Origin of the sequence: Rosenbergiella collisarenosi, assembly GCF_018494085.1 — a bacterium.
Lineage (GTDB): Bacteria > Pseudomonadota > Gammaproteobacteria > Enterobacterales > Enterobacteriaceae > Rosenbergiella > Rosenbergiella collisarenosi.
In genome coordinates, this window is the sequence record NZ_JABBFP010000002.1 from 327,502 (window position 1) to 351,717 (window position 24,216).

20 protein-coding genes are annotated in these 24,216 nt (G+C 50.2%); 14 read left to right on the plus strand and 6 right to left on the minus strand.

Annotated features, from left to right (window positions below; translation table 11 throughout):
- Positions 1-2: 2 nt before the first annotated feature.
- The 11 genes from nuoE to HGT70_RS04465 all read left to right on the plus strand — a co-directional run bounded on the left by nuoE (position 3) and on the right by HGT70_RS04465 (position 12,511).
- Complete coding sequence (nuoE, locus tag HGT70_RS04415) at positions 3-518, plus strand: NADH-quinone oxidoreductase subunit NuoE (RefSeq protein ID WP_071430804.1); 516 nt, start codon at positions 3-5, stop codon at positions 516-518.
- 2 nt (positions 519-520) lie between these two features.
- On the plus strand, positions 521-1,861 hold the full coding sequence (gene nuoF / locus HGT70_RS04420) for an NADH-quinone oxidoreductase subunit NuoF (protein WP_198363455.1): 1,341 nt from the start codon (positions 521-523) through the stop codon (positions 1,859-1,861).
- Between the two features lie 92 nt (positions 1,862-1,953).
- Positions 1,954-4,677 carry an NADH-quinone oxidoreductase subunit NuoG gene (gene nuoG / locus HGT70_RS04425; RefSeq protein ID WP_214195013.1) on the plus strand — a complete coding sequence of 908 codons (2,724 nt, stop codon included), beginning with the start codon at positions 1,954-1,956 and terminating at the stop codon, positions 4,675-4,677.
- The gene (gene nuoH / locus HGT70_RS04430; RefSeq protein ID WP_214195014.1) at positions 4,674-5,651 is read left to right on the plus strand and encodes an NADH-quinone oxidoreductase subunit NuoH; all 978 of its coding nucleotides are present in this window, start codon (positions 4,674-4,676) and stop codon (positions 5,649-5,651) included. The genes nuoG and nuoH overlap by 4 nt, the downstream gene beginning before the upstream one ends.
- Before the next feature lie 11 nt (positions 5,652-5,662).
- Positions 5,663-6,205, plus strand: coding sequence for an NADH-quinone oxidoreductase subunit NuoI (gene nuoI, locus HGT70_RS04435; protein WP_071430795.1), 543 nt, complete (start codon positions 5,663-5,665; stop codon positions 6,203-6,205).
- Positions 6,206-6,215: 10 nt separating this feature from the next.
- The gene (gene nuoJ / locus HGT70_RS04440; protein ID WP_071430793.1) at positions 6,216-6,770 is read left to right on the plus strand and encodes an NADH-quinone oxidoreductase subunit J; all 555 of its coding nucleotides are present in this window, start codon (positions 6,216-6,218) and stop codon (positions 6,768-6,770) included.
- A complete protein-coding gene (nuoK, locus tag HGT70_RS04445) occupies positions 6,767-7,069 on the plus strand; it encodes an NADH-quinone oxidoreductase subunit NuoK (protein WP_071430791.1) in 303 nt (100 codons plus the stop codon). Before nuoJ ends, nuoK begins: the two co-directional genes overlap by 4 nt.
- Positions 7,066-8,901: an NADH-quinone oxidoreductase subunit L gene (nuoL, locus tag HGT70_RS04450; RefSeq protein WP_071430789.1), complete on the plus strand. Its 1,836-nt coding sequence runs from the start codon at positions 7,066-7,068 to the stop codon at positions 8,899-8,901. The genes nuoK and nuoL overlap by 4 nt, the downstream gene beginning before the upstream one ends.
- A 99-nt stretch (positions 8,902-9,000) precedes the next feature.
- Positions 9,001-10,521, plus strand: a complete 1,521-nt coding sequence (nuoM, locus tag HGT70_RS04455) for an NADH-quinone oxidoreductase subunit M (RefSeq protein ID WP_071430787.1) — start codon at positions 9,001-9,003, stop codon at positions 10,519-10,521.
- A gap of 6 nt (positions 10,522-10,527) precedes the next feature.
- A complete protein-coding gene (gene nuoN / locus HGT70_RS04460; protein ID WP_214195015.1) occupies positions 10,528-11,985 on the plus strand; it encodes an NADH-quinone oxidoreductase subunit NuoN in 1,458 nt (485 codons plus the stop codon).
- Positions 11,986-12,142: 157 nt separating this feature from the next.
- A complete protein-coding gene (locus tag HGT70_RS04465) occupies positions 12,143-12,511 on the plus strand; it encodes a hypothetical protein (RefSeq protein ID WP_214195016.1) in 369 nt (122 codons plus the stop codon).
- 91 nt (positions 12,512-12,602) lie between these two features.
- Here the strand turns inward: HGT70_RS04465 and HGT70_RS04470 are convergent, their stop codons facing one another.
- Positions 12,603-12,908: a hypothetical protein gene (locus HGT70_RS04470; RefSeq protein WP_071430781.1), complete on the minus strand. Its 306-nt coding sequence runs from the start codon at positions 12,906-12,908 to the stop codon at positions 12,603-12,605.
- 185 nt (positions 12,909-13,093) lie between these two features.
- A complete protein-coding gene (locus HGT70_RS04475; protein ID WP_214195017.1) occupies positions 13,094-14,752 on the minus strand; it encodes a glucan biosynthesis protein D in 1,659 nt (552 codons plus the stop codon).
- Between the two features lie 251 nt (positions 14,753-15,003).
- Here HGT70_RS04475 and HGT70_RS04480 point away from each other — a divergent pair, with 251 nt between their 5' ends.
- Both HGT70_RS04480 and HGT70_RS04485 read left to right on the plus strand, forming a co-directional pair.
- On the plus strand, positions 15,004-15,309 hold the full coding sequence (locus tag HGT70_RS04480; protein WP_071430777.1) for a DUF883 domain-containing protein: 306 nt from the start codon (positions 15,004-15,006) through the stop codon (positions 15,307-15,309).
- A 19-nt stretch (positions 15,310-15,328) separates the two neighbouring features.
- Positions 15,329-16,519 (plus strand): CinA family nicotinamide mononucleotide deamidase-related protein, encoded by a 1,191-nt coding sequence (locus tag HGT70_RS04485; RefSeq protein WP_214195018.1) that lies wholly within the window; start codon positions 15,329-15,331, stop codon positions 16,517-16,519.
- Here HGT70_RS04485 and yfaE read toward each other — a convergent pair.
- From yfaE to ubiG, 4 genes are all read right to left on the minus strand, one after another.
- On the minus strand, positions 16,516-16,782 hold the full coding sequence (gene yfaE / locus HGT70_RS04490) for a class I ribonucleotide reductase maintenance protein YfaE (protein ID WP_071430775.1): 267 nt from the start codon (positions 16,780-16,782) through the stop codon (positions 16,516-16,518). The genes HGT70_RS04485 and yfaE overlap by 4 nt on opposite strands.
- A 2-nt stretch (positions 16,783-16,784) precedes the next feature.
- Positions 16,785-17,915, minus strand: a complete 1,131-nt coding sequence (nrdB, locus tag HGT70_RS04495) for a class Ia ribonucleoside-diphosphate reductase subunit beta (RefSeq protein WP_071430773.1) — start codon at positions 17,913-17,915, stop codon at positions 16,785-16,787.
- A gap of 81 nt (positions 17,916-17,996) precedes the next feature.
- Positions 17,997-20,282 (minus strand): class 1a ribonucleoside-diphosphate reductase subunit alpha, encoded by a 2,286-nt coding sequence (gene nrdA, locus HGT70_RS04500; protein WP_214195019.1) that lies wholly within the window; start codon positions 20,280-20,282, stop codon positions 17,997-17,999.
- Positions 20,283-20,625: 343 nt separating this feature from the next.
- A complete protein-coding gene (gene ubiG / locus HGT70_RS04505; protein ID WP_214195020.1) occupies positions 20,626-21,357 on the minus strand; it encodes a bifunctional 2-polyprenyl-6-hydroxyphenol methylase/3-demethylubiquinol 3-O-methyltransferase UbiG in 732 nt (243 codons plus the stop codon).
- Positions 21,358-21,527: 170 nt separating this feature from the next.
- Between ubiG and gyrA the strand changes: the two genes are divergently transcribed.
- Positions 21,528-24,161, plus strand: a complete 2,634-nt coding sequence (gyrA, locus tag HGT70_RS04510; protein WP_071430767.1) for a DNA topoisomerase (ATP-hydrolyzing) subunit A — start codon at positions 21,528-21,530, stop codon at positions 24,159-24,161.
- The last annotated feature ends 55 nt before the right edge of the window (positions 24,162-24,216 follow it).

Genomic DNA, 24,216 nt, shown 5'->3' on the forward strand with positions numbered 1-24,216 from the left:
TTATGCACGATCAAACCATTTCAATTAAAACGATCGAGACTCAACCCGAATTTACGCTGAGTGAAAATGAACAGCAGGCGATTGAGCATGAAAAGCACCATTACGAAGACCCGCGTGCTGCCTCGATTGAGGCGCTTAAAATCGTTCAAAAACAGCGTGGATGGGTTCCCGACGGAGCCATTGAGGCGATCGCTGAGGTACTCGGCATCCCGGCTAGTGATGTGGAAGGTGTGGCCACCTTCTATAGCCAAATCTATCGCCAGCCCGTTGGGCGTCATGTTATCCGTTATTGCGATAGCGTGGTCTGCCATATTACCGGTTACCAAGGTATTCAGGCCGCATTAGAAGAGACGCTACAGATTAAACCTGGGCAAACGACGGCAGATGGACGCTTCACCTTATTACCGACTTGCTGTCTAGGCAATTGTGACAAGGGGCCGACGATGATGGTCGGCGAACAGACTCATGTGCATCTGACACCCGAGTCCATCCCCTCGCTGTTGGAGCAATACTCATGAGCATCAAAACCATTGTCCGCACAGCAGAGACACATCCACTGACTTGGCGTCTGCGTGACGATAAACAGCCGGTCTGGTTTGATGAGTACTGTTCAAAAAATGGCTACGCGGGTGCGCGTAAAGCATTGGGCAGCATGGCCCCCGATGAAATCGTGGCACAAGTTAAAGACTCAGGCCTCAAAGGGCGGGGTGGCGCAGGGTTCTCTACCGGCTTGAAATGGAGCTTGATGCCGAAAGATGAGTCGATGAATATCCGTTATCTACTCTGTAATGCGGATGAGATGGAGCCGGGGACGTATAAAGATCGTCTATTAATGGAGCAAATGCCGCACCAATTGGTAGAAGGCATGCTGATCAGCGCCTTCGCCCTCAAAGCCTATCGTGGCTATATCTTCCTGCGCGGCGAATATGTCGAAGCGGCCGAGAATCTACGTCGGGCGATCGAAGAAGCGAAGCAAGCGGGATTATTAGGTGAGAATATCCTCGGGACTGGCTTCAATTTCGAACTGTTCGTCCATACCGGCGCAGGCCGCTACATCTGTGGCGAAGAAACCGCCCTGATTAACTCATTGGAAGGGCGCCGTGCGAATCCGCGTTCTAAACCGCCATTTCCTGCCAGCGCGGGAGTATGGGGCAAACCGACCTGTGTGAATAATGTCGAAACGCTTTCCAATGTCCCGGCTATCTTGGCTAACGGTGTCGAGTGGTACAAAGGCTTGTCGACTAGCGAAGATGCGGGCACCAAAATGATGGGCTTCTCGGGTCGGGTTAAAAATCCAGGTCTGTGGGAGCTCCCTTTCGGTATTACTGCGCGCGAAATCTTAGAAGATTATGCAGGTGGAATGCGTGATGGGCTGAAGTTTAAAGCGTGGCAACCGGGTGGCGCAGGAACCGATTTTCTGACGGATAGCCACTTAGACCTCCCGATGGAATTTGCCAGTATCGGTAAAGCGGGTAGCCGTTTAGGGACTGCGTTAGCGATGGCCGTCGATCATGAGATCAATATGGTCTCTCTGGTACGTAACCTAGAAGAGTTTTTCGCTCGCGAATCCTGTGGTTGGTGTACGCCATGCCGCGACGGTCTACCGTGGAGCGTAAAAATCTTACGTGCGCTGGAGCAGCGTAAAGGCCAACCCGGTGACATTGAAACGCTAGAGCAGCTTTGTCGCCAGCTAGGTCCGGGTAAAACCTTCTGCGCGCACGCGCCAGGTGCTGTCGAGCCTCTACAGAGCGCTATTAAATATTTCCGCGAAGAGTTCGAAGCGGGTATCGCTCCGCAAGTATTTGGCAACACACGCAGTATCAGCGGGATTCAGCCGAACTTATTAAAGAGTCGTTGGTAACTCGCTCGCCCTAAAGGCGAAACGAATACACAAAAATAAGTATTAATGTTTAACGCTCGCGTCAAACCGAGCCTTACTTGAGCATGTTGACTATGGCTACAATTCATGTAGACGGAAAAGAGTATCAGGTGAATGGGGCAGAGAACTTGCTACAAGCTTGTCTCTCCATGGGCCTTGATATTCCCTATTTTTGCTGGCATCCGGCACTAGGCAGTGTCGGGGCATGTCGTCAATGCGCAGTGAAGCAATATCAAAACGCGGAAGACACTCGCGGTCGTTTGGTGATGTCATGTATGACACCGGCTGCCGATGGGACCTTTATTTCGATTGATGATGCCGAAGCGCGTGAATTTCGTGAGAGTGTGGTCGAGTGGTTAATGACTAACCACCCCCATGACTGCCCGGTATGCGAAGAGGGCGGTAACTGCCACCTGCAGGATATGACCGTGATGACCTGCCATAACTTCCGTCGCTATCGTTTCACCAAACGTACTCATCAAAACCAAGATCTTGGGCCATTTATTTCTCATGAGATGAACCGCTGTATCGCCTGTTATCGCTGCGTGCGCTACTACAAGGATTATGCAGGCGGTACTGACCTTGGCGTATACGGCGCCCATGATAACGTCTATTTCGGTCGCACTGAGTCCGGTACCCTTGAGAGTGAATTCTCCGGTAACTTGGTCGAAGTGTGCCCAACCGGTGTCTTCACCGATAAAACGCACTCTGAGCGTTATAACCGTAAGTGGGATATGCAGTATGCACCGAGTATCTGCCATCAGTGCAGCATCGGCTGTAATACCAGTCCCGGCGAGCGTTATGGCGAACTGCGTCGTATTGAAAACCGTTTTAACGGTAGCGTAAACCACTATTTCCTGTGCGACCGTGGCCGTTTTGGCTATGGATATGTCAACCGTGAAGACCGTCCTCGTCACCCGCAGCTACGTCATGGCGATAACTGGGTAACGATGAACGCTGAACAAGCGATCACCGCTAGCGCCGATCTGCTGCGTCAAGCGAAGCGTGTTATCGGGATCGGTTCGGGTCGAGCTAGCGTTGAAAGTAACTTTGCCCTACAGCAGTTGGTTGGCCAAGAAAACTTCTCCACGGGTATGCCTGCAGATGAGCAACGTCGCGTCGAACTGATTGTCGATATTCTCCAAAATCGTGGGCTTTATACCCCCTCACTGCGAGAGATTGAGCAGTACGATGCCGTGCTAGTGTTAGGTGAAGACCTTACCCAAGTGGGCGCCCGTGTGGCACTCTCTGTACGTCAAGCCGTTAAGGGTAAGGCGCGGGAGCTAGCAGCGGCACAGAAAGTGGCTGATTGGCAGATTGCGGCGATCTTAAATATCGGTCAGCATGCAAAACATCCACTCTTTATGACTACCGCACAACCGACACGTCTTGATGATATCGCCGCATGGAACTACTGTGCCGCGGTGGAAGATCAAGCGAGACTGGGCTTTGCGATTGCTCATGCCCTCGATGACTCGGCACCCGCGGTTCATGATTTTGACTCGCAACTTAATGGCAAGGTCGATGTGATCGTGCAAGCATTGAGTGGGGCGAAAAAGCCATTGATCATTGCGGGAACCCATGCGGGCAGCGATGAGCTTCTACACGCTGCTGCGAATGTCGCACAAGCGTTAAAGGCGCGAGGTAGCGATGTCGGTATCACACTGCTGGCACCGCAAGCTAACAGTATTGGCCTTGGACTCCTCGGCGGTAAACCGCTCGAAGAGGCGTTAAACGCATTATCCGTTGGTGACGCCGACGCGGTCGTGATCATGGAAAACGATCTCTATCGTCACCTTCCTGCCGCAATCATCGATGACGCGCTTAATCGCGCTGAACAGGTCGTGGTGCTTGACCATCAAGCAACGCCAACCTTGGCGCAAGCTTCCGTTATTTTATCTGCGGCCAGTTTCGCCGAAGCGGATGGCACCTTGATTAACCAAGAGGGTCGGGCGCAGCGGTTCTTCCAAGTCTACGATCCGGCCTACTACGATACGACGATCACACAGCTGGAAAGCTGGCGCTGGCTGCACGCCTTAGAGCGCGCCGTCAATCGTCGGGAAACCGATTGGTCACAGCTCGACCATGTTATCGATGCGGTGATTGCGGAAAAACCTTTCCTCAATGCCATTAAAGATGCTGCCCCCGATGCATCATTCCGTATTCGTGGTCAGAAACTCGCGCGTTCGCCACATCGCTCTAGTGGCCGGACCGCCATGCGCGCGAATATCAGCGTCCATGAGCCGCGCCAGCCGCAAGATAAGGACACGATGTTCGCTTTCTCGATGGAAGGGAATAACCAACCTGATGCGCCGCGTTCACAGATTCCTTTCGCATGGTCTCCGGGTTGGAACTCACCTCAAGCGTGGAATAAATTCCAAGACGAAGTGGGCGGCCATCTACGACACGGTGATCCCGGTGTCAGGTTGTTTGACGGACAAGGCCATGCGAGGGAATGGTTCACCGCGATCCCTGCCGCTTATCAGCCACAATCTCAGTGGCGTGTTGCACCACTGTGGCGTCTGTTTGGGAGCGAAGAGCTGTCACAACGTTCTGCCGTCTTTGAACAGCGCGTCGCACCGGCAGAAGTCGTATTACATCCTGATGATGCGCAAAAGCTTAGCCTTAAAGCAGGGCAAGCGGTCAACCTACACGCATTAGGTGTGGCGATGACGCTACCGCTACGCATCTCGGCGAGCTTACCGCAAGGGTTAGTAGGGCTACCTGTCGGCATGCCAGGCATTCCTCCTTATTTAAGTGGGGCACAAGTGGATATGTTGCAGGAGGCACAAGCATGAGCTGGTTCACCCCTGAAGTCATCGACGTTTTAGTACAAGTCGTAAAATCGGTGGTCATTTTACTCGTCGTCGTCGCGTGTGGCGCGTTTATGAGCTTTGCTGAGCGCCGTTTACTGGGCTTGTTCCAGAACCGTTATGGGCCTAACCGTGTCGGCTGGGGAGGCTCACTACAGCTCGTCGCCGATATGATTAAGATGTTCTTTAAGGAAGACTGGGTACCGCCTTTTACTGATCGCGCGATCTTTACCATGGCACCGGTTATTGCCTTTGTCTCCTTACTACTCGCATTCGCGATCGTCCCAGTATCGCCAACATGGAAGGTAACCGATCTTAATATCGGTTTGTTATTTTTCCTGATGATGGCAGGCTTGGCCGTCTACGCGGTGCTGTTCGCCGGGTGGTCGAGTAACAACAAGTATTCGTTACTCGGGGCCATGCGTGCCTCAGCACAGACCCTTAGCTATGAAGTATTCTTGGGCCTTTCGTTAATGGGCGTCGTGGCGCAGGCCGGGTCGTTCAATATGACAGATATCGTAAATAGCCAAGCGCACTTGTGGAACATCGTCCCGCAATTTCTAGGCTTTATTACTTTCTGTATCGCGGGCGTTGCCGTGTGTCACCGACATCCTTTTGACCAGCCGGAAGCGGAACAAGAGCTAGCCGACGGTTACCATATCGAGTATGCCGGGATGAAATTTGGTTTATTCTTCGTCGGTGAATATGTGGCGATTACGACGGTTTCAGCGTTGATTGTTACCCTGTTTTTTGGTGGGTGGCATGGGCCTTGGTTACCACCGTTTATCTGGTTTGCCTTGAAAACAGCCTTCTTTATGATGATGTTTATCTTGATCCGTGCAGCGCTTCCTCGCCCACGGTATGACCAGGTGATGACCTTTGGTTGGACAGTTTGTCTACCGCTTACCTTATTGAATTTACTGGCGACCGCTGCCGTCATTCTCTATAGCGCGCAGTAAGGAATAACACCATGAAAATAAAAGATATAGTGGTGGGTTTTGGAACCCAAGTCCGAAGTATTTGGATGATAGGGATGCATGCCTTCGCCAAGCGTGAAACACAGATGTACCCGGAAGAGCCGGTTTATTTGCCACCACGCTATCGGGGCCGCATCGTATTAACGCGCGATCCGGACGGTGAGGAGCGTTGTGTTGCTTGTAACCTCTGTGCGGTGGCCTGTCCTGTCGGGTGTATCTCGCTGCAAAAAGCGGAGATGGATGACGGTCGTTGGTATCCTGAGTTCTTTCGTATCAACTTTTCTCGCTGTATTTTCTGCGGTCTGTGTGAAGAAGCCTGTCCTACCACGGCGATTCAGCTGACCCCGGATTTCGAGCTAGGGGAGTTTAAGCGCCAAGATTTAGTCTACGAGAAAGAAGATTTATTAATTTCAGGGCCAGGTAAATACCCTGAATATAACTTCTATCGTATGGCGGGAATGGCGATCGAGGGTAAAGAGAAGGGCTCCGCAGAAAACGAAGCCAAACCTATCGATGTAAAAGGCTTACTACCCTAAGGAGTCGGGCATGGAATTTGCGTTTTATCTTTGCGGCATTATTGCCATTCTTGCAACGCTACGCGTCATCACTCATAGCAATCCGATTCATGCATTGCTCTATCTGATCGTATCGTTACTCGCGATTGCTGGCGTGTTCTTCTCACTCGGGGCTTACTTCGCCGGTGCATTGGAAATTATCGTCTATGCGGGCGCTATCATGGTGTTATTCGTCTTCGTGGTGATGATGCTCAACCTAGGGAAAAGCACCGTTCAGCAAGAGCGTGAATGGCTTAAACCTTCCCTATGGGTTGGTCCGGGGACGATTGCCTTACTACTGCTAGTCGTTATCGTTAGGTCCATTTTAACGGTTAACGATCAGGGTATCGACGGTACCGTTATCGCGGCGAAAGAGGTAGGGATTAGCCTATTTGGCCCTTACGTTTTAGCGGTCGAGTTAGCGTCGATGCTGCTGTTAGCGGGTGTCGTGGTCGCTTATCACTTAGGGCGCGAAGAACGCCGTGGTGAAGTGCTGGCTAATCGTGCCGATGACCGAGCGGATAATGAGAAGGAGAACCGTTCATGATCCCGTTACAACATGGCTTAATCCTCGCGGCGATTTTGTTCGTCATGGGGTTTGCCTCAATCATTTTACGCCGCAACTTGCTGTTTATGCTGATTGGTCTTGAGATCATGATCAACGCCGCTGCGCTTGCGTTAGTGGTTGCAGGTAGCTACTGGGGACAGGCCGATGGGCAGGTGATGTATATCTTAGCCATCAGCTTAGCGGCGGCAGAAGCCAGCATCGGCCTAGCCTTGCTGCTTCAGCTCCATCGTCGTCGTCAGACACTCAACATTGACTCAGTGAGCGAGATGCGCGGATGAACCTACTTTATTTAACTGTGCTTTTTCCCCTAATTGGTTTTGTATTACTGGCCTTTTCACGGGGACGTTGGAGCGAGAATCTTTCCGCGACCATCGGAATGGGATCAATTGGACTTGCCGCGCTGACAACGCTGTATGTGGGAATGGACTTTTTCGCTCACGGTCGTGCGGTATTCGAACAGACCCTCTGGACCTGGATGAGTGTACCGCCGTTTACTATCCCCGTGCGGTTCACCCTTGATGGGCTTTCCATGACCATGCTATCGGTAGTTACCGGTGTCGGTTTCTTTATCCATATGTTTGCATCATGGTATATGCGGGGTGAGGAGGGCTACTCCCGCTTCTTCGCCTATACCAACCTGTTTATTGCGAGCATGGTGGTATTAGTCTTAGCCGATAACCTGATGCTGATGTATCTCGGGTGGGAAGGGGTAGGGCTATGCTCATACCTACTGATTGGTTTCTATTACACCAATCCAGACAACGGCAAAGCGGCGATGAAAGCTTTTATCATTACCCGTGTCGGCGATGTGTTTCTCGCTTTTGCCCTGTTCATCCTTTACAACGAGTTGGGTACTCTCAACTTTCGTGAAGTGGTCGAATTGGCACCTCAGCATTTCGCCAGTAACAACCATATGTTGCAGTGGGCAACCCTGATGTTGTTAGGCGGCGCCGTCGGTAAATCGGCACAACTTCCGTTGCAAACGTGGTTGGCAGATGCCATGGCAGGCCCAACACCTGTTTCCGCGCTGATCCATGCGGCGACTATGGTCACCGCGGGCGTCTATTTAATCGCTCGTACACATGGTCTATTCCTGTTAACCCCTGAGGTTCTGCACCTTGTAGGTATTGTAGGAGCCGTAACGTTGGTCTTAGCGGGATTCGCCGCGTTGGTGCAAACCGATATCAAGCGCGTCCTCGCTTATTCAACGATGAGCCAAATTGGCTACATGTTTTTGGCATTGGGCGTTCAAGCTTGGGATGCAGCGATTTTCCACTTAATGACCCACGCCTTCTTTAAAGCATTACTCTTCCTCTCGTCAGGATCAGTTATCCTCGCCTGTCACCACGAACAGAATATCTTCAAGATGGGCGGATTACGTAAATCCATCCCTCTAGTTTATATCTGCTTTTTGGTCGGCGGCGCGGCGCTTTCAGCCTTACCAATCATTACTGCCGGTTTCTACAGTAAGGATGAGATTCTATTCGGTGCGATGGCTAACGGTCATCATGGGCTGATGATCGCCGGATTAGTGGGTGCCTTTTTAACCTCTATCTATACCTTCCGTATGATTTTTATCGTCTTTCATGGCGAGGAGAAAATCAAAGCGCATGCGGGCAAAGGGATTACCCACCATCTACCGTTACTGGTGCTGTTGGTGCTATCGACCTTCGTTGGGGCATTGATTACCCCGCCACTAGCAGGCGTCCTCCCTGACAACCATTTCTCATCCGACGGCAAGGAGATGCTGGAAATGGTATCTGGCTGTGTGGCGATCATTGGTATCCTGATTGCGGCTGCCTTGTGGCTAGGTAAGCGTCGCGTGGTCAATGCCATTGCGGCAAGTGCTCCGGGACGTTTCCTTTCGACGTGGTGGTTCGCGGCATGGGGATTCGATTGGCTTTACGACCTACTGTTTGTAAAAACCTTTAAAGCGGTAGGTTGGTTGTTAAAATCGGATCCTCTCAACGCACTGATGAATCTGTTTGCGGTTTTCTCTCGATTATTTAACCGTGGTTTGGTGGTCGGTGAGAATGGTTATGTGCGCTGGTATGCTGCTTCAATGGGTATCGGTGCTGTGGTTGTGCTAGCGTTACTGCTGGTGATCTAGGGTGCGTAGGTGGGGGCGCGTTTATCGGTGCCTCTGCCTCCAAGCGTAATTTTTTTGAGCAATATGACTCAGAATCACTAAAAAAGGGAACTCTACGCCGTGTTACTACCTTGGCTAATTATCCTCCCCTTCGTTGGCGGCTTACTGTGCTGGCTGACTGCACGCTTAGGCGTGAAAGTACCGCGCTGGATTGCGCTCGTCACGATGGGGCTAACGCTAGCACTTACTTTGCAACTCTGGTCGCAAGGTGGGTTTTCATTCACGCAGACTGTAGGTGTCGATCACTGGCAGTCATCTTTTACCGCAGCGTGGATCCCACGTTTTGGCATCACCTTCCACCTAGCGATTGATGGCCTTTCGCTACTGATGGTGGTCCTCACCGCACTGCTCGGTCTCATGGCGGTGTTGTGTTCATGGCAAGAAATCCAAAAACGACAAGGGTTTTTCTACCTTAACTTACTCTGGATTTTAGGTGGCGTAATGGGGGTCTTCCTGTCCCTCGATATGTTCCTATTCTTCTTCTTCTGGGAACTGATGCTGGTTCCGATGTACTTCCTGATTGCCTTGTGGGGCCACAAAGCCTCCGACGGTAAAACGCGTATCTCTGCGGCGACGAAGTTCTTCATCTATACCCAGGCCTCGGGCCTCGTGATGCTCATTGCGATCCTCGGCCTAGTCTTTACTCATTATTCTGCCACGGGGGTATGGACGTTCGCCTACGAGCAGCTGCTCAACACCCCAATGTCACATAATGTGCAGTATTTACTGATGCTGGGATTCTTTATTGCCTTTGCGGTGAAAATGCCAATCGTTCCGCTGCACGGCTGGTTACCCGATGCGCATAGTCAAGCGCCAACGGCGGGTTCGGTGGACTTAGCCGGTATCTTGCTAAAAACAGCGGCCTACGGTTTGCTGCGCTTTAGTCTGCCGCTGTTCCCACAGGCCTCGGCAGAGTTTGCGCCGATCGCGATGGGACTCGGATTGGTCGGGATTTTCTACGGTGCGTGGATGGCCTTTACGCAGACCGATATTAAGCGTCTCATCGCCTACAGCTCAATCTCCCATATGGGCTTTGTGGTCATCGCTATTTTCACGGGGAGTCAACTGGCGTATCAAGGTGCAGTCGTGCAGATGATTGCGCACGGACTCTCCTCGGCTGCGCTATTTATCCTCTGCGGTCAGTTGTATGAACGCTTACATACCCGTGATATGCGGCAGATGGGCGGCCTATGGGCGCGTATCAAATGGATCCCAGCAATGTCGCTGTTCTTTGCGGTGGCAAACTTAGGGATGCCCGGTACGGGTAACTTTGCCGGGGAATTTATGATCCTCACCGGTAGCTTCCAAGTGGTCCCTGTTATTATCGTGATTGCCACCTTCGGTTTAGTGTTTGCCTCGGTCTATTCGTTAATCATGATGCAGCGCGCGTATTACGGCGCACCGAAATCCGCGACACCCTTGGCGGCGATGAATGCGCGTGAATTCACGATGATCCTGATTTTGGTGGTATTGGTCGTGCTGCTGGGGGTTTTCCCGCAACCGATCCTCGACACCTCTTCATCGACCATGGGTGCCATTCAGCACTGGTTTAATGCTTCACTTACAATGACAAGGCAGTAATCCGCCATGACAATAACTTCTCAACAATTGCTCTCACTCTTACCGATGCTAATCATTGGATTAACAGTGGTGGTGGTGATGCTGTCCATTGCTTGGCGTCGCAATCATTTTTTGAACGCTACGCTTACGGTGATTGGCCTTAACCTTGCGCTCTTCTCGTTGTGGATCCCTGCTCATCAATCGGTAACGACGGTTACCGATTTATTACGGGCCGATCATTATGCGTTTTTTTATAGTGGTCTGGTGATCCTTGCGAGTTTGGCGACATGTACCTTCGCCTATCGTTGGCTTGAGCGCTATGCCGATCATAAAGATGAATTCTATCTATTAGTCCTTATCGCCGGGCTTGGCGGCGTAGTGTTGGCGTATGCCGACCACTTTGCCTCGCTATTTATCGGGGTTGAGCTGCTGTCGTTGCCTCTCTTTGGCTTGGTCGGCTATGCGTTTCAACAGAAACGCTCTTTAGAAGCGGCACTGAAGTATATGATCCTGTCTGCGGCAGCTTCATCGTTTATGCTGTTCGGCATTGCACTGATTTATGCGGCAAGCGGTAGTCTTGGTTTTCCTGGACTCGCACAAGTCTTCGCTGAAGGCGTAGTACAACAGCCTCTTTTAATCACCGGCTTTGGGCTACTGATTATCGGTCTGGGCTTTAAACTTTCGTTGGTGCCTTTTCATTTATGGACACCGGATGTGTATCAAGGTGCTCCGGCCCCGGTCTCGGCTTTCTTAGCGACGGCGAGTAAAATTGGGATCTTTGCCGTCCTGATCCGCTTGTTCATCTCCATCCCGGTGGCAGACAATGAGTCTATCCGTGTCGTCCTCGCCGTGATCGCCTTCGCCTCTATTTTGGTCGGTAACTTAATGGCGATCTCGCAAAGTAACATTAAGCGGCTCCTCGGCTACTCATCCATTGCGCACTTAGGTTATTTATTGATTGCATTGATCGCGACGCCGTCTCATCAACTGTCATTAGAGGCGACAGGCATTTATCTCGTCGGCTACCTGTTTAGCTCGTTGATTGCCTTTGGGGTTATTAGCTTGATGTCGTCACCGGCTAATGGGAGCGATACCGACTCACTTTACTCCTATCGTGGTCTTTTCTGGCAACGTCCAGTATTAGCCAGCGTAATGGCTGCCTCGATGTTATCGCTGGCGGGTATACCGTCCACCTTTGGTTTTATAGGTAAATTTTATCTATTAGCGAATGGTGTGCAGGCCCATCTGTGGTGGCTGACTGCCGCGGTGGTGGTAGGGAGTGCGATTGGCCTTTACTACTACCTACGTGTGACGGTTAGCTTGTTCCTAAAAGGACCTGAGCAGCGTAGCCGTGATACTCACGATAATTGGGCCTATACGGCTGGGGGAATAGTTGTATTGCTCTCGGCAGTTGTGATTATTGTCGCGGGCTTCTATCCTCAACCGCTGATTACCTTGGTACAGATGGCGCAGCCACTGCTGTAAGATTATTAAGACTCTATTTGCACTGAAAAACCCTCGTGTTGAGTAGGTGCAAGCTCCCCCCGAACTCTAGCTATCATTAGTGTTATAATACCCCCGTCAAAGCTCGCAAAAATCTTTCTTAGAGTTATGCCCATAACGGCTTTTTCAAGGATGAACGATGATATTTATAAAATTACTCCTTCCGCTGGGGATTATAGCGGTCACCGGTTGTGCGAACCCTTCCTCTATTACCGAGGCCAAGTTGTCGACCTGGACGAATGATGAATTATGTCGTGGTCTAGGCACTTATAACGGCGATGGCAGCTTGGTGCTGAAAATTCATGCAGAATTGGAACGCCGTGGATCGCGTATTAATAATGAGCGGTGTTATGCGCTTGAGAACGGCACTCGAAGCGAAGTTTCCGACTTTTCAATAACGCCTACTGCAAGGCCTTCAGTACAAGAGCGGGTTTTCGATAAAGAGAAGGGGAAATACATTTTACAGCAAAGTGGACCACGAGCAGGGCTGGACATTCGTATGCCTTGACACCCTAGTTGATAGACGGTGATCTTGGTAAAGCCTAAGCGTGAACAAAAGAGATAACAGCCCAAGATCCGGACTGTTATCTTCAATACTGTTATAAAGATTTGCTTTTCAGGTGATGCAGCGATTGACCGACTAATTGTTTGCACTGTTCAATTTTAGCATCAGTCGGATTTTGCGCGAGTTGCGGGTTGTTTTTTAACACATGGTTAAAAGCCAAGCGCACCTCATTGCCGACATTCATGGTGTTGGCGTCGCTTTCAGCGATAGCGTGTGCATTCAGTTTGATATGGGTACAAACGCCGGCAATTTGCTCACCTTCCGATTTACCACTGGCCATGTTTGCCATGGCGGTACCGCTGATTAACATTCCGATAATTAATAAACTTGCCTTGCGCATAGCGATTTCCTTTTTATGATTAGAATTAAGCGAGAATATAATAATAGTAGGTGATGATTTCGAAGCTTGCACAAATTAACTATAGCAAATTCCTGTGGATAGCAAGGAAGGCGGCAGAGAAATAACGAGATTTTGTGCAAGGAGGGATAACCCTGAACCGCGATGTGGCGGTTCAGGGTAAGGGCTTAATTTCCAGCAGTCATTTTACGGTCGTCAACGTATTTACGCTGGTCTGCTGCAGGAGGGAAATATTGATAGAGCCAAGTTTCCGAAAGCGTCTGATCCTTCGTTCTTAAGAACATGCGCATATTGACAGGGGTCGTGCTGTCGCTATTCGGATACCAGTCAAATAAGATTCGATAGGTATTGGTCGGTTCAACGTAGAGGATCTCGACTTGTTTAAAGGTTCCCGACGAAACGGTGATCACAGGCTCGATCCCTTTCGCTGCAGCATCCTTTAACTCAGCGCCAGTAAAATCGACGGCAAAGCGGCGACACCACGTATCAGGGAAATGCTCGCCAGGCGCCCAACCCTCAGGGAAACCACCGATACCGGTACGTGTAGAAACTACTCGCGATAGCTTACTTTCTACAGGCGGTAAAGCGCTCCAATACAGGTTATAGGCGAAACTAACCTCAGTCCCTGCCTTAACGGTAGTTGCCGGTTGCCAGAAACAGACAACGTTATCCAGCGTTTCACCCGTGGTTGGGATCTCCATCAGGTTAATCGCCCCTTTACCCCATTGGCCCACCGGCTCTACCCACAGGCTAGGGCGTTTGTCGTACCAGCCAATGACATCTTGATAATCACTAAAATTATGGTTGAGTTGTAATAGCCCGAAGCCCTTTGGATTCTCGTCGCTAAAGTCATTAAACGAGAGCTGACGCGGGTTGTTCAGTGGGCGGCAAATCCACTCTCCTTTACCCGTCCACATGGCGAGGCGGTCGGAGTCATGAATTTGCGGGTGATAGGTATTGCACATGCGCCGCTCATTTGTCCCGCAGCTAAACATGCTGGTCATTGGTGCAATGCCCAGCTGCTCAATATCCTTACGGGCAAAGAGGCTGTTTTCAATATTCATCACCGTACGCTTATCGTCACAAGAGATGGTAAATTTATAGGCACCGGTTAGGCTCGCGCCGTCGAGTAGCGCATAGACCACAAACGTCGTGGCATCGGCCTTCGGCGTTTCAAACCAGAAGGCGGTGAAGTCAGGAAACTCTTCGTGTTGTGTGAACGTATTGACTGCCACGCCACGAGCAGATAAGCCGTATTGGAAGGTATCGTCTACTGCACGAAAGTAGCTCGCACCCAGAAAAGCGACGATATCTCGGCGTGCTAATTCAGGGGCTTTAAAGGCACGGAATCCCGCAAAGCCGAGATCCGTTTTTCCTTGCAGTTGTTTTAGATCAACGTTGGCGTCGTGGTAGTTGAAGAGTTCCGGACGGAAGTGGATTTCGCGTGCATCTTGACTGGCGGTATCGATGGAAAACATACGAATAGGGCGCTTAAATCCCATACCGACGTGGAAAAATTGTACGTCCAGTTTGCGATGTGGGACATTGGCCCATAGCGAATGCTTAGCATCGTACTGAATACTGTTATAGGCCTGTGGAGTCAGATTAGCTAAGGTAGCGGGGAGGGCGGCTGGGGCACCGCTCCATGGAGCAGCGGCTACCTGCTTTGCATGCGCCTTTAGCTTATCGAAACTGAATTTTTTGGCTGTGCCGTCGGCAATACCATCCGCCGCCCATACTTGGTTTGAGAGTAATCCTGAGATCCCCGAAAGACCACCAAAAGCTGAGAGTGCGACTGACGCCTTAACAAACTTTCTACGATTCATGCCGAAAACATTTCCTTAAAGCTAGGGATGAATGGAGGGTTTACCCTCCGTGTCGATAATTATTCAGATACTATAGCGTGCTTAAAATTCGTTTTACTACTGCTTTTCAGAGTAATCCTGTTCGTCAGCATTCTTACATAAAATTAGCGGATAAACAGCGTGTGCTATGCTTATAACAGCGTAGCACCGATTAAATAAAGGTGTACTAGGCTTAGTATTCTTAATGTGTCTTGATCGCAAAAGGAGAGAGTATGTCTAAGAGGAATCAGCAGGAGCAATTACAACAGCAACTTTCCGCGCTTACGGAGAGCGTTGAGGCGTTATTGGCAGCAGAAGTTGACGTGACAGATACCTATTACCTAGGTCTAAAAGCTAAGGCCGAGCTAGCACTGAGCCAAGCGCGAGAGGCGCTAGAGGTCGGCAAAGAAACCGTTATCGCACGGAGTGGGCGTAGAATACGTAAAATTAACCAGTTCGTGACCGAGCGACCGTGGCGAACCTTAGCGTTAGGCTGGGCGGCCGGCATGATTTGCGGTATCGTGACCACTAAACGTTAGCGGTTAGGAGGTGGTGTTTGTGAAGGTCGAAATGTTGTCTACGGGTGATGAAGTGCTGCATGGTGAAATCATTGATACCAATGCGGTATGGTTGGCCAGTACATTTTATGAGGCTGGCTATGCAATGACCTTTCGAACCACCTCCGGCGATTCGCTCGCTACACTGGTCGACACGTTAAAACAGCGTAGCCAAGTAGCCGATATACTGGTTGTTAACGGTGGCTTGGGCCCGACCAGCGACGATTTCACCTCGCAAGCTGCGGCACAAGCGGCAGGAGTAGGGCTTGTTCGCAATGAACAATGGTTAACGCAAATCAGGGCTTTCTTCGCACGCCGTGGTAGCGAGATGGCGGATATCAACTTAAAACAGGCCGATATCCCCGAAATGGCGGAAATGCTACCTAATGGTAATGGCACCGCTTGCGGATTCCGCTTACAGCTCAACGATTGTCAGATCTTTTTCACACCCGGCCCACCCTCTGAGTTTCAGTTAATGATTACTGAACAGGTAATGCCGCGCCTGCGTTATCTTTGCCCAGCACCCGAGAAATTACTCTGCCTGCGCCTGACGACGTTTGGCCGCGGGGAAAGCTTCATTGCGTCACAACTCGCCGATATTGCCCTTCCTGCTGGAGTGACCTTGGGCTACCGTGCCGCAGCTCCTATCGTTGAAGTAAAGCTAAGCGGTCAGGAAGCGCAACGCGCTGAGATGCAAGCCTGTTGGCAGACTATTAAAATTCTGATGCACGATTACCTTCTGTTTGAAGGGAAGAGTGATTTCGCTACCGAAATTACGACGTTACTCAAGGCGCAGCAGTATCAATTACAGTTGCGTGAGGGGTTTTCTGCGGGATTACTCTGTTGGACGCTCAGCAGCGCACAGGCCCCCCTGCGCAGTGCACTCACTATGGGTCATCAAAGTGACCTTGGGTCGCAAGCGCTAGAGACGTATTTACCTGATGGCGATCGCACCACAACCCTTTCTGTCACGATTAGTGGGTTAATCGACGGTTGTTATATCGAATTGGGACTGGTAACGCCGGAGCAGCGCTATATCTTTAAGGTCAGTGTGAGTGAGTCGCTGACAGCGTCACCCGCAAGACTGCAGGCTATTCTAGTGATACAGGCGATGTACCTCGTTCACCGCTGGCTAACCGGGCAAACAGTACAAATCATTTATCAGGGTCTTAACCGCGTCGACGAAACTTAAAGCTCGATCTCGATATCGCCGTTGGGTTGGCAACAGCAGGGGAGGATCTCCCCTTGCTGGATAAAGGCCAGGGGCTGACTTGCATAGCAGACCTGGCCTTTACAGAGCTTCACACGACATGATCCGCAGTAACCTTCGCGACACTGATACTCGACCTCGAGCTGATGATGCTCTAAGGTCTGTAATAAACTGGAGTGGTGAAGCTCTCGCTCCACCATTTTCCCAGAGTGGCTGAGTGTTATCCGCGCGGGTTTATTGGTCATGATTACAGTTCGAAATCGTTGAAACCATCCGTGTCGACGACGCTATCGATCTGGCCGACGAGGTAAGAGCTGACTTCAACTTCTTGTGGAGCGACTTGCACGTTATCGGAGACTAACCACGAATTAATCCAAGGGATCGGGTTAGAGCGGGTTTTGAATGGCAGTTCAAGTCCCACCGCATGCATACGAATGTTAGTGATATACTCGATGTATTGGCAAAGAATATCTTTATTCATCCCGATCATCGAACCATCCCGGAACAGATATTCTGCCCACTCTTTCTCCTGCTCTGCGGCTTTCTTGAACAGCTCAAAGCACTCTTGCTCGCACTCAGCGGCAATTTCTTTCATTTCAGGATCGTCTTCGCCGCTGCGTAACAGGTTAAGCATATGCTGCGTACCCGTAAGGTGTAGCGCTTCATCTCGTGCGATCAGACGGATGATTTTCGCGTTGCCTTCCATCAATTCGCGTTCCGCGAAGGCGAATGAACAGGCAAAGCTGACGTAAAAGCGAATAGCTTCTAAGGCATTAACGCTCATTAAGCACAGGTAAAGCTGCTTTTTCAGATTACGCAGTGAGACGATCACTGTTTTACCCGCGACTTGATGCTGCCCTTCACCGAGTTGATGCCAATAGTTGGTCATTTCGATCAGGTCATCATAATACTTAGAGATATCTTCTGCGCGACGCAGGATTTGGTCGTTGGTGACGATATCGTCGAAGACCAGGGCCGGATCGTTAACGATGTTACGGATAATATGGGTATAGGATCGTGAGTGAATAGTCTCAGAGAATGCCCAGGTTTCGACCCACGTTTCCAATTCTGGAATAGAGATAATAGGAAGTAGCGCAACGTTCGGGCTGCGGCCCTGAATCGAGTCCAATAGTGTCTGGTATTTTAAGTTACTCAGAAAGATATGACGTTCGTGTTCAGGGAGTTTTTGAAAATCGATCCGATCCCGTGATACATCGACTTCTTCTGGACGCCAAAAGAAGGAGAGCTGCTTTTCGATCAGCTTTTCGAAAATTTCATACTTTTGTTGATCGTAACGGGCAACGTTAACCGGTTGACCGAAGAACATCGGCTCTTTGAGCTGGTCATTTTTATTTTGTGAGAATGTGGTGTAAGCCATTGAGGTATCCCAATCATTAGCAAATAAGAAAAGAGTGAAGGTAAGCAGGCATTTGCCTGCTTACCTTAGCCGTCGTAGTGGTTAGATCTTACAAGCTCCACCTGCGCAGCCATCGTCTTCCGCTTCGGGTAATAGATCTTCTTGGGAGTCTTCCGCACCGTCACGCGTGTTTTGGTAGTAAAGTGTCTTAACGCCAAATTTATAAGCGGTCAGCAGGTCTTTCAATAGTTGCTGCATCGGAACTTTTCCACCGGTATAACGCGTTGGATCGTAGTTAGTGTTTGAAGAGATCGCTTGGTCAACAAACTTCTGCATAATCCCAACGAGTTGCAAATAACCGTCGTTCGAAGGCATCTCCCATAACAGCTCGTACTGATCGTGGAGGCGCTCATACTCCGGAACAACCTGACGCAATATACCGTCTTTCGACGCTTTGATGCTGACATAGCCACGCGGTGGCTCGATACCATTGGTAGCGTTAGAGATTTGCGATGAGGTCTCTGACGGCATCAGGGCTGATAACGTAGAGTTACGTAAGCCATGCGTCTTAATTTCTTGGCGTAGGCTTTCCCAATCAAGATGCAGGGGCTCGTTACTGATCGCGTCCAAATCTTTTTTGTAGGTATCGATAGGTAAGATACCTGCCGCATAGGTGGTGTCGTTAAACCAAGGACAGGCTCCCGCCTCTTTGGCTAACTGGTTTGAGGCCTTCAATAGATAATATTGGATAGCTTCGAACGTTTTATGCGTCAGATTATTGGCAGAGCCATCAGAATAACGTTTACCGTGTTTCGCTAAGTAGTAAGCGAAGTTGATCACACCAATACCCAGCGTACGACGGCCCATCGCGCCGCGTTCTGCAGCAATCAGAGGATAATCTTGGTAATCGAGTAGGGCATCTAGCGCACGTACAGCTAAGGTCGCTAGCTCTTCTAACTCGCTGAGGTCATCGATCGCCCCGAGGTTGAAAGCCGACAGAGTACACAGTGCGATTTCGCCATTTTCGTCATTGATATCGTTTAAAGGTTTAGTCGGCAGTGCGATCTCTAAACATAGGTTAGATTGGCGTACTGGTGCGACCGCCGGATCAAACGGGCTATGAGTATTACAGTGGTCAACGTTTTGGATGTAGATACGGCCGGTCGAGGCACGTTCTTGCATCATTAAGGCAAACAGATCCACGGCTTTCATTTTCTGCTTACGAATCGAATCATCCGCTTCGTATTGCGTATAAAGACGCTCGAACTCGGCTTGGTCGGCAAAGAATGCATCGTAGAGACCGGGAACATCTGACGGACTGAATAACGTGATATCACCGCCTTTAACCAGACGTTGGTACATCAATTTATTGATCTGTACGCCGTAGTCGAGATGACGAACGCGGTTGCCTTCAACGCCACGGTTATTTTTCAGGACTAGCAGGCTTTCTATCTCTAAATGCCACATTGGGTAAAACAGTGTCGCAGCTCCGCCACGGACGCCACCTTGTGAGCACGATTTCACTGCCGTTTGGAAGTGCTTATAGAAAGGGATACAGCCGGTATGAAACGCTTCACCACCTCGAATCGGGCTACCTAGAGCACGGATACGCCCCGCGTTAATCCCGATTCCAGCACGCTGTGAAACGTATTTCACGATAGCGCTTGAGGTCGCATTAATGGAGTCTAGGCTATCGCCACATTCGATAAGAACGCAAGAGCTAAACTGGCGCGTCGGAGTACGCACACCCGCCATAATTGGCGTAGGTAATGAAATTTTAAACGTGGAGACTGCGTCATAAAAACGACGGATATAATCGAGGCGCGTCTCTTTAGGGTAAGCAGAGAACAGGCACGCGGCGACCAAGATATATAAGAATTGAGCACTCTCATAGATATCGCCAGTGACCCGGTTTTGTACTAGGTATTTACCTTCGAGCTGCTTAACCGCCGCATAGGAGAAGTTCATATCGCGCCAATGGTCGATGTAGCTCTCTAACTCGGCAAATTCTGCTTCAGTATAATCAGTCAGCAGATGGGCATCGTATTTGCCTAGATCTACCATTTTTCTTACGTGATCGATAAGGACCGGCGGTTCAAACTGCCCGTACGCTTTTTTACGTAGATGGAAGATGGCAAGGCGCGCCGCGAGGTATTGATAGTCCGGTGCATCGCGTGAAATAAGGTCCGCCGCCGCTTTAATTATCGTCTCATGGATATCTGACGTCTTGATACCATCATAAAACTGAATATGTGAGCGCAGTTCAACTTGTGAAACAGAGACGTTGTTCAATCCCTCAGCTGCCCAATCAAGTACTCGGTGTATCTTGTCCAAATCGATACGTTCTTGCTGGCCATTGCGTTTAGTCACGAGCAGACTTTGATTCATGCGGCGGTGTCCTGTTGTTTCGAAAGACTTAGGAGGCTACCTATTAACAGGGTTATGCACAGTCACATTATTGTGAATAAGACTGTGGATAAACACTACATGTAGTGTCTTGCTGTCAATGCGGTAACAATATGGTGTTTTATTGTAGAGGGAATTAAGGAGGATACAAGCACAAAAAAATGCTAAGGATCTCTTGTTTTTTGCCAAAACCGCATGGGAAAAGGGGGGGCGAGCTGTCAACAATTTCCGCTTTTTTTTCATCATGGATGCGTATGATGAGATTTCGGTCAAATTGATTATTCGCGCGACAACGTTCCCCCCTTAAACAGGGGGAACGGGGAGGTTAAGCGGGGAGAGGGTAATGCGTGTGGATCATGTAATTCACATCGACGTTACCGCCCAAGGAGAAGCGATTAGTGAAAGGATTGTAATGTAATCCAATCATGTCGCGTTCTTTTAATGGGGTTTCGTCGACCCAGCCTAGGAGCTCGGAAGGGCGGATACATTTTTTAATATCGTGGGTCCCTTTAGGAACCATTCGCAATACGTATTCTGCGCCGAAGATAGCCATGAGCCAGGCTTTAGGGTTACGGTTGATAGTCGAGAAGAAGACTTCTCCTCCTGGCTTCACGAGACGCGCGCAGGCGAGCACGACAGAGCGTGGGTCCGGGACATGCTCAAGCATTTCCATACACGTGACGACATCATATTGCCCGGCATACTCCGCGGCATGCGCTTCGACCGTTTGTTGCACGTAGTCGATCGTTACCTGGCTCTCAAGGGCATGAAGCCGAGCGACCGCCAGCGGTTCGGCACCCATATCGAGGCCGACCACCTCGGCGCCTTCTTTCGCCATGCTTTCAGCAAGGATCCCCCCACCGCAACCGACGTCTAGGACTTTCTTGCCGTACAGCCCTTGGCTTTGTTGAGTGATATAGCCTAAGCGTAAGGGGTTTATACGGTGGAGAGGCTTAAATTCACCTTCTAGATCCCACCAGCGACTTGCAACCGCTTCAAATTTTGCAATCTCTTGTTGGTCAACATTTTGTCTTTCGGCTTCAAATTGGTCACTCATCGACACTTACTCCTGGGAAATGTTGGCTAAGTATAAACGCTTCACCGCGGTTCATCACCTAAGGATTACGATAAGTGGAGGAAGTGGCGGAGAGAGGTGCACCTGATAGGGGAAATGTGTTATGATTCCGTTCTTTATATTAGGTAATATTCTAGAGGGATAGCGGCTCCATGAGCGACCTTGCAAGAGAAATCACACCGGTTAATATTGAGGAAGAGCTAAAGACCTCTTATCTCGATTATGCCATGTCGGTCATTGTTGGCCGCGCGTTACCTGATGTCCGTGATGGATTGAAGCCTGTTCACCGTCGCGTATTATTCGCGATGAACGAATTAAGTAACGACTGGAATAAACCCTACAAAAAGTCTGCCCGTGTTGTCGGTGACGTAATCGGTAAATATCACCCACATGGTGATTCTGCCGTATACGATGCGATTGTACGTATGGCTCAGCCTTTCTCGCTGCGCTACATGCTGGTGGATGGACAAGGTAACTTTGGTTCTATCGATGGTGACTCTGCCGCCGCAATGCGTTACACCGAAGTGCGTATGGCGAAAATTACTCATGAGCTCCTCGCTGACCTTGAGAAAGAAACTGTAGACTTCGTTCCTAACTACGACGGAAATGAACAAATTCCAGACGTATTACCGACGCGTGTTCCGAATCTGCTCGTAAACGGGTCATCAGGGATTGCCGTCGGTATGGCGACGAATATTCCTCCGCATAACATGACGGAAGTGATCAACGGGACACTGGCTTTTATCGACGATAACGATATTACGCTAGAAGGCCTGATGGAGCATATTCCAGGCCCTGATTTCCCTACTGCTGCAATCATCAACGGACGTCGTGGGATCGAAGAAGCCTACCGCACGGGCCGGGGTAAAATTTATATTCGTGCACGTGGCGAAGTCCAAGCGGATGCCAAAACGGGCCGCGAAACTATTGTCATCCATGAAATCCCTTATCAAGTCAATAAAGCCCGTCTCATCGAGAAAATCGCCGAGCTGGTCAAAGATAAACGGATCGAAGGGATCAGCGCACTACGCGATGAATCTGATAAAGATGGTATGCGTATCGTTGTCGAGATCAAACGTGATGCGGTCGGAGAAGTGGTCTTAAACAACCTTTACTCCCTCACGCAATTACAGACCTCTTTCGGTATCAATATGGTTGCCCTACATCAAGGCCAACCTAAGATTATGCCACTGAAGGACATTCTCGAAGCCTTTGTGCGCCACCGCCGTGAAGTCGTTACGCGTAGAACTATCTTTGAATTACGTAAGGCCCGCGACCGTGCACATATCTTAGAAGGTCTCGCTATCGCCCTCGCGAATATCGATCCGGTTATCGAGCTTATCCGTCGAGCGCCTTCGCCTGCTGAAGCTAAAGCCGGTCTGATTGCGCAAGGTTGGGCGATGGGTAATGTTGCGGCAATGCTTGAAAAAGCGGGCAACGATGCAGCGCGTCCTGAGTGGTTGGAAGAGCAATACGGTATCCGCGGAGAGACTTACTATCTTACGGAACAACAAGCCCAAGCTATTCTTGACCTTCGTCTGCAAAAACTGACGGGTCTTGAGCATGAGAAGCTACTCGACGAGTATAAAGCGCTGCTCGAAGAGATCGCTGAGCTACTCTACATTTTAGGTAGCGGCGAGCGCTTGATGGAAGTGATCCGCGAAGAACTCGTCGCGGTACGTGAACAATTTGGCGATGCGCGTCGTACGGAGATTACGGCTAATACTGCCGATATCAATATTGAAGATTTGATCAATCAAGAAGATGTCGTCGTTACGCTTTCTCACCAAGGATACGTTAAGTACCAACCGCTCTCTGATTATGAAGCTCAGCGTCGTGGGGGTAAAGGGAAGTCTGCCGCACGGATTAAAGACGAAGACTTTATCGATAGGTTACTCGTCGCGAACACCCACGACACGATACTGTGCTTCTCCTCACGCGGACGCCTGTACTGGATGAAGGTTTATCAATTACCAGAAGCGAGTCGCGGAGCGAGAGGACGACCTATCGTCAACCTGCTACCTCTTGAGGCGAATGAGCGGATCACCGCTATTCTGCCAGTGAAAGAGTATGCAGAAGGGGTTAATGTCTTTATGGCAACGGCGAGCGGTACGGTGAAGAAAACGGCTCTGACTGACTTTAGCCGTCCACGTAGTGCGGGGATTATCGCCATCAATCTTCGTGATGACGATTCACTGATCGGCGTTGCGTTGACCGAAGGTGATGATGAAGCCATGCTGTTCTCCGCGGCCGGTAAAGTCGTGCGCTTCTCTGAGCAAGCGGTAAGAACGATGGGCCGGACTGCTGCGGGGGTTCGTGGGATCAAGCTAGCCGCTGACGACCAGGTCGTATCGTTGATTGTTCCTAATGCTGAAGGCGCAATCCTAACGGTTACCGAAAATGGCTTCGGTAAGCGTACGGCAACACAAGAGTACCCAACCAAGTCACGGGCTACACAGGGTGTTATCTCTATCAAAGTGACTGAGCGTAATGGTCCAGTGATTGGTGCCGTACAGGTTGTCGACTCTGATCAAATTATGATGATCACGGATGCGGGAACCTTAGTCAGAACCCGCGTATCAGAAGTGAGCATCGTAGGTCGTAATACACAGGGCGTTATCCTTATCCGTACCGCAGAGGACGAAAACGTCGTTGGACTACAACGCGTTGCAGAGCCTGTTGCGGAAGAAGAACTCGACACTATCGATGGGTCAGTGCCTGAGGGGGAAGATGCGTTACCTCCTGAAGTCGATAACGAGGACGATGACGTTATTGACGATGAGTGATAAACTCTCGACATAAAGATAAAAAGGCATCGTAAAGATGCCTTTTTTTTACCCC

Bases quoted from the DNA above. Each gene is read 5' to 3' on its own strand.
- nrdA (WP_214195019.1), bottom strand. From the start codon at position 20,282: ATGAATCAAAGTCTGCTCGTGACTAAACGCAATGGCCAGCAAGAACGT.
- HGT70_RS04470 (WP_071430781.1), bottom strand. From the start codon at position 12,908: ATGCGCAAGGCAAGTTTATTAATTATCGGAATGTTAATCAGCGGTACC.
- nuoK (WP_071430791.1), top strand. From the start codon at position 6,767: ATGATCCCGTTACAACATGGCTTAATCCTCGCGGCGATTTTGTTCGTC.
- HGT70_RS04480 (WP_071430777.1), top strand. From the start codon at position 15,004: ATGTCTAAGAGGAATCAGCAGGAGCAATTACAACAGCAACTTTCCGCG.
- nuoE (WP_071430804.1), top strand. From the start codon at position 3: ATGCACGATCAAACCATTTCAATTAAAACGATCGAGACTCAACCCGAA.
- nuoH (WP_214195014.1), top strand. From the start codon at position 4,674: ATGAGCTGGTTCACCCCTGAAGTCATCGACGTTTTAGTACAAGTCGTA.
- nrdB (WP_071430773.1), bottom strand. From the start codon at position 17,915: ATGGCTTACACCACATTCTCACAAAATAAAAATGACCAGCTCAAAGAG.
- HGT70_RS04465 (WP_214195016.1), top strand. From the start codon at position 12,143: ATGATATTTATAAAATTACTCCTTCCGCTGGGGATTATAGCGGTCACC.
- nuoI (WP_071430795.1), top strand. From the start codon at position 5,663: ATGAAAATAAAAGATATAGTGGTGGGTTTTGGAACCCAAGTCCGAAGT.
- nuoL (WP_071430789.1), top strand. From the start codon at position 7,066: ATGAACCTACTTTATTTAACTGTGCTTTTTCCCCTAATTGGTTTTGTA.
- nuoG (WP_214195013.1), top strand. From the start codon at position 1,954: ATGGCTACAATTCATGTAGACGGAAAAGAGTATCAGGTGAATGGGGCA.
- nuoN (WP_214195015.1), top strand. From the start codon at position 10,528: ATGACAATAACTTCTCAACAATTGCTCTCACTCTTACCGATGCTAATC.
- HGT70_RS04475 (WP_214195017.1), bottom strand. From the start codon at position 14,752: ATGAATCGTAGAAAGTTTGTTAAGGCGTCAGTCGCACTCTCAGCTTTT.
- gyrA (WP_071430767.1), top strand. From the start codon at position 21,528: ATGAGCGACCTTGCAAGAGAAATCACACCGGTTAATATTGAGGAAGAG.
- nuoJ (WP_071430793.1), top strand. From the start codon at position 6,216: ATGGAATTTGCGTTTTATCTTTGCGGCATTATTGCCATTCTTGCAACG.
- yfaE (WP_071430775.1), bottom strand. From the start codon at position 16,782: ATGACCAATAAACCCGCGCGGATAACACTCAGCCACTCTGGGAAAATG.
- ubiG (WP_214195020.1), bottom strand. From the start codon at position 21,357: ATGAGTGACCAATTTGAAGCCGAAAGACAAAATGTTGACCAACAAGAG.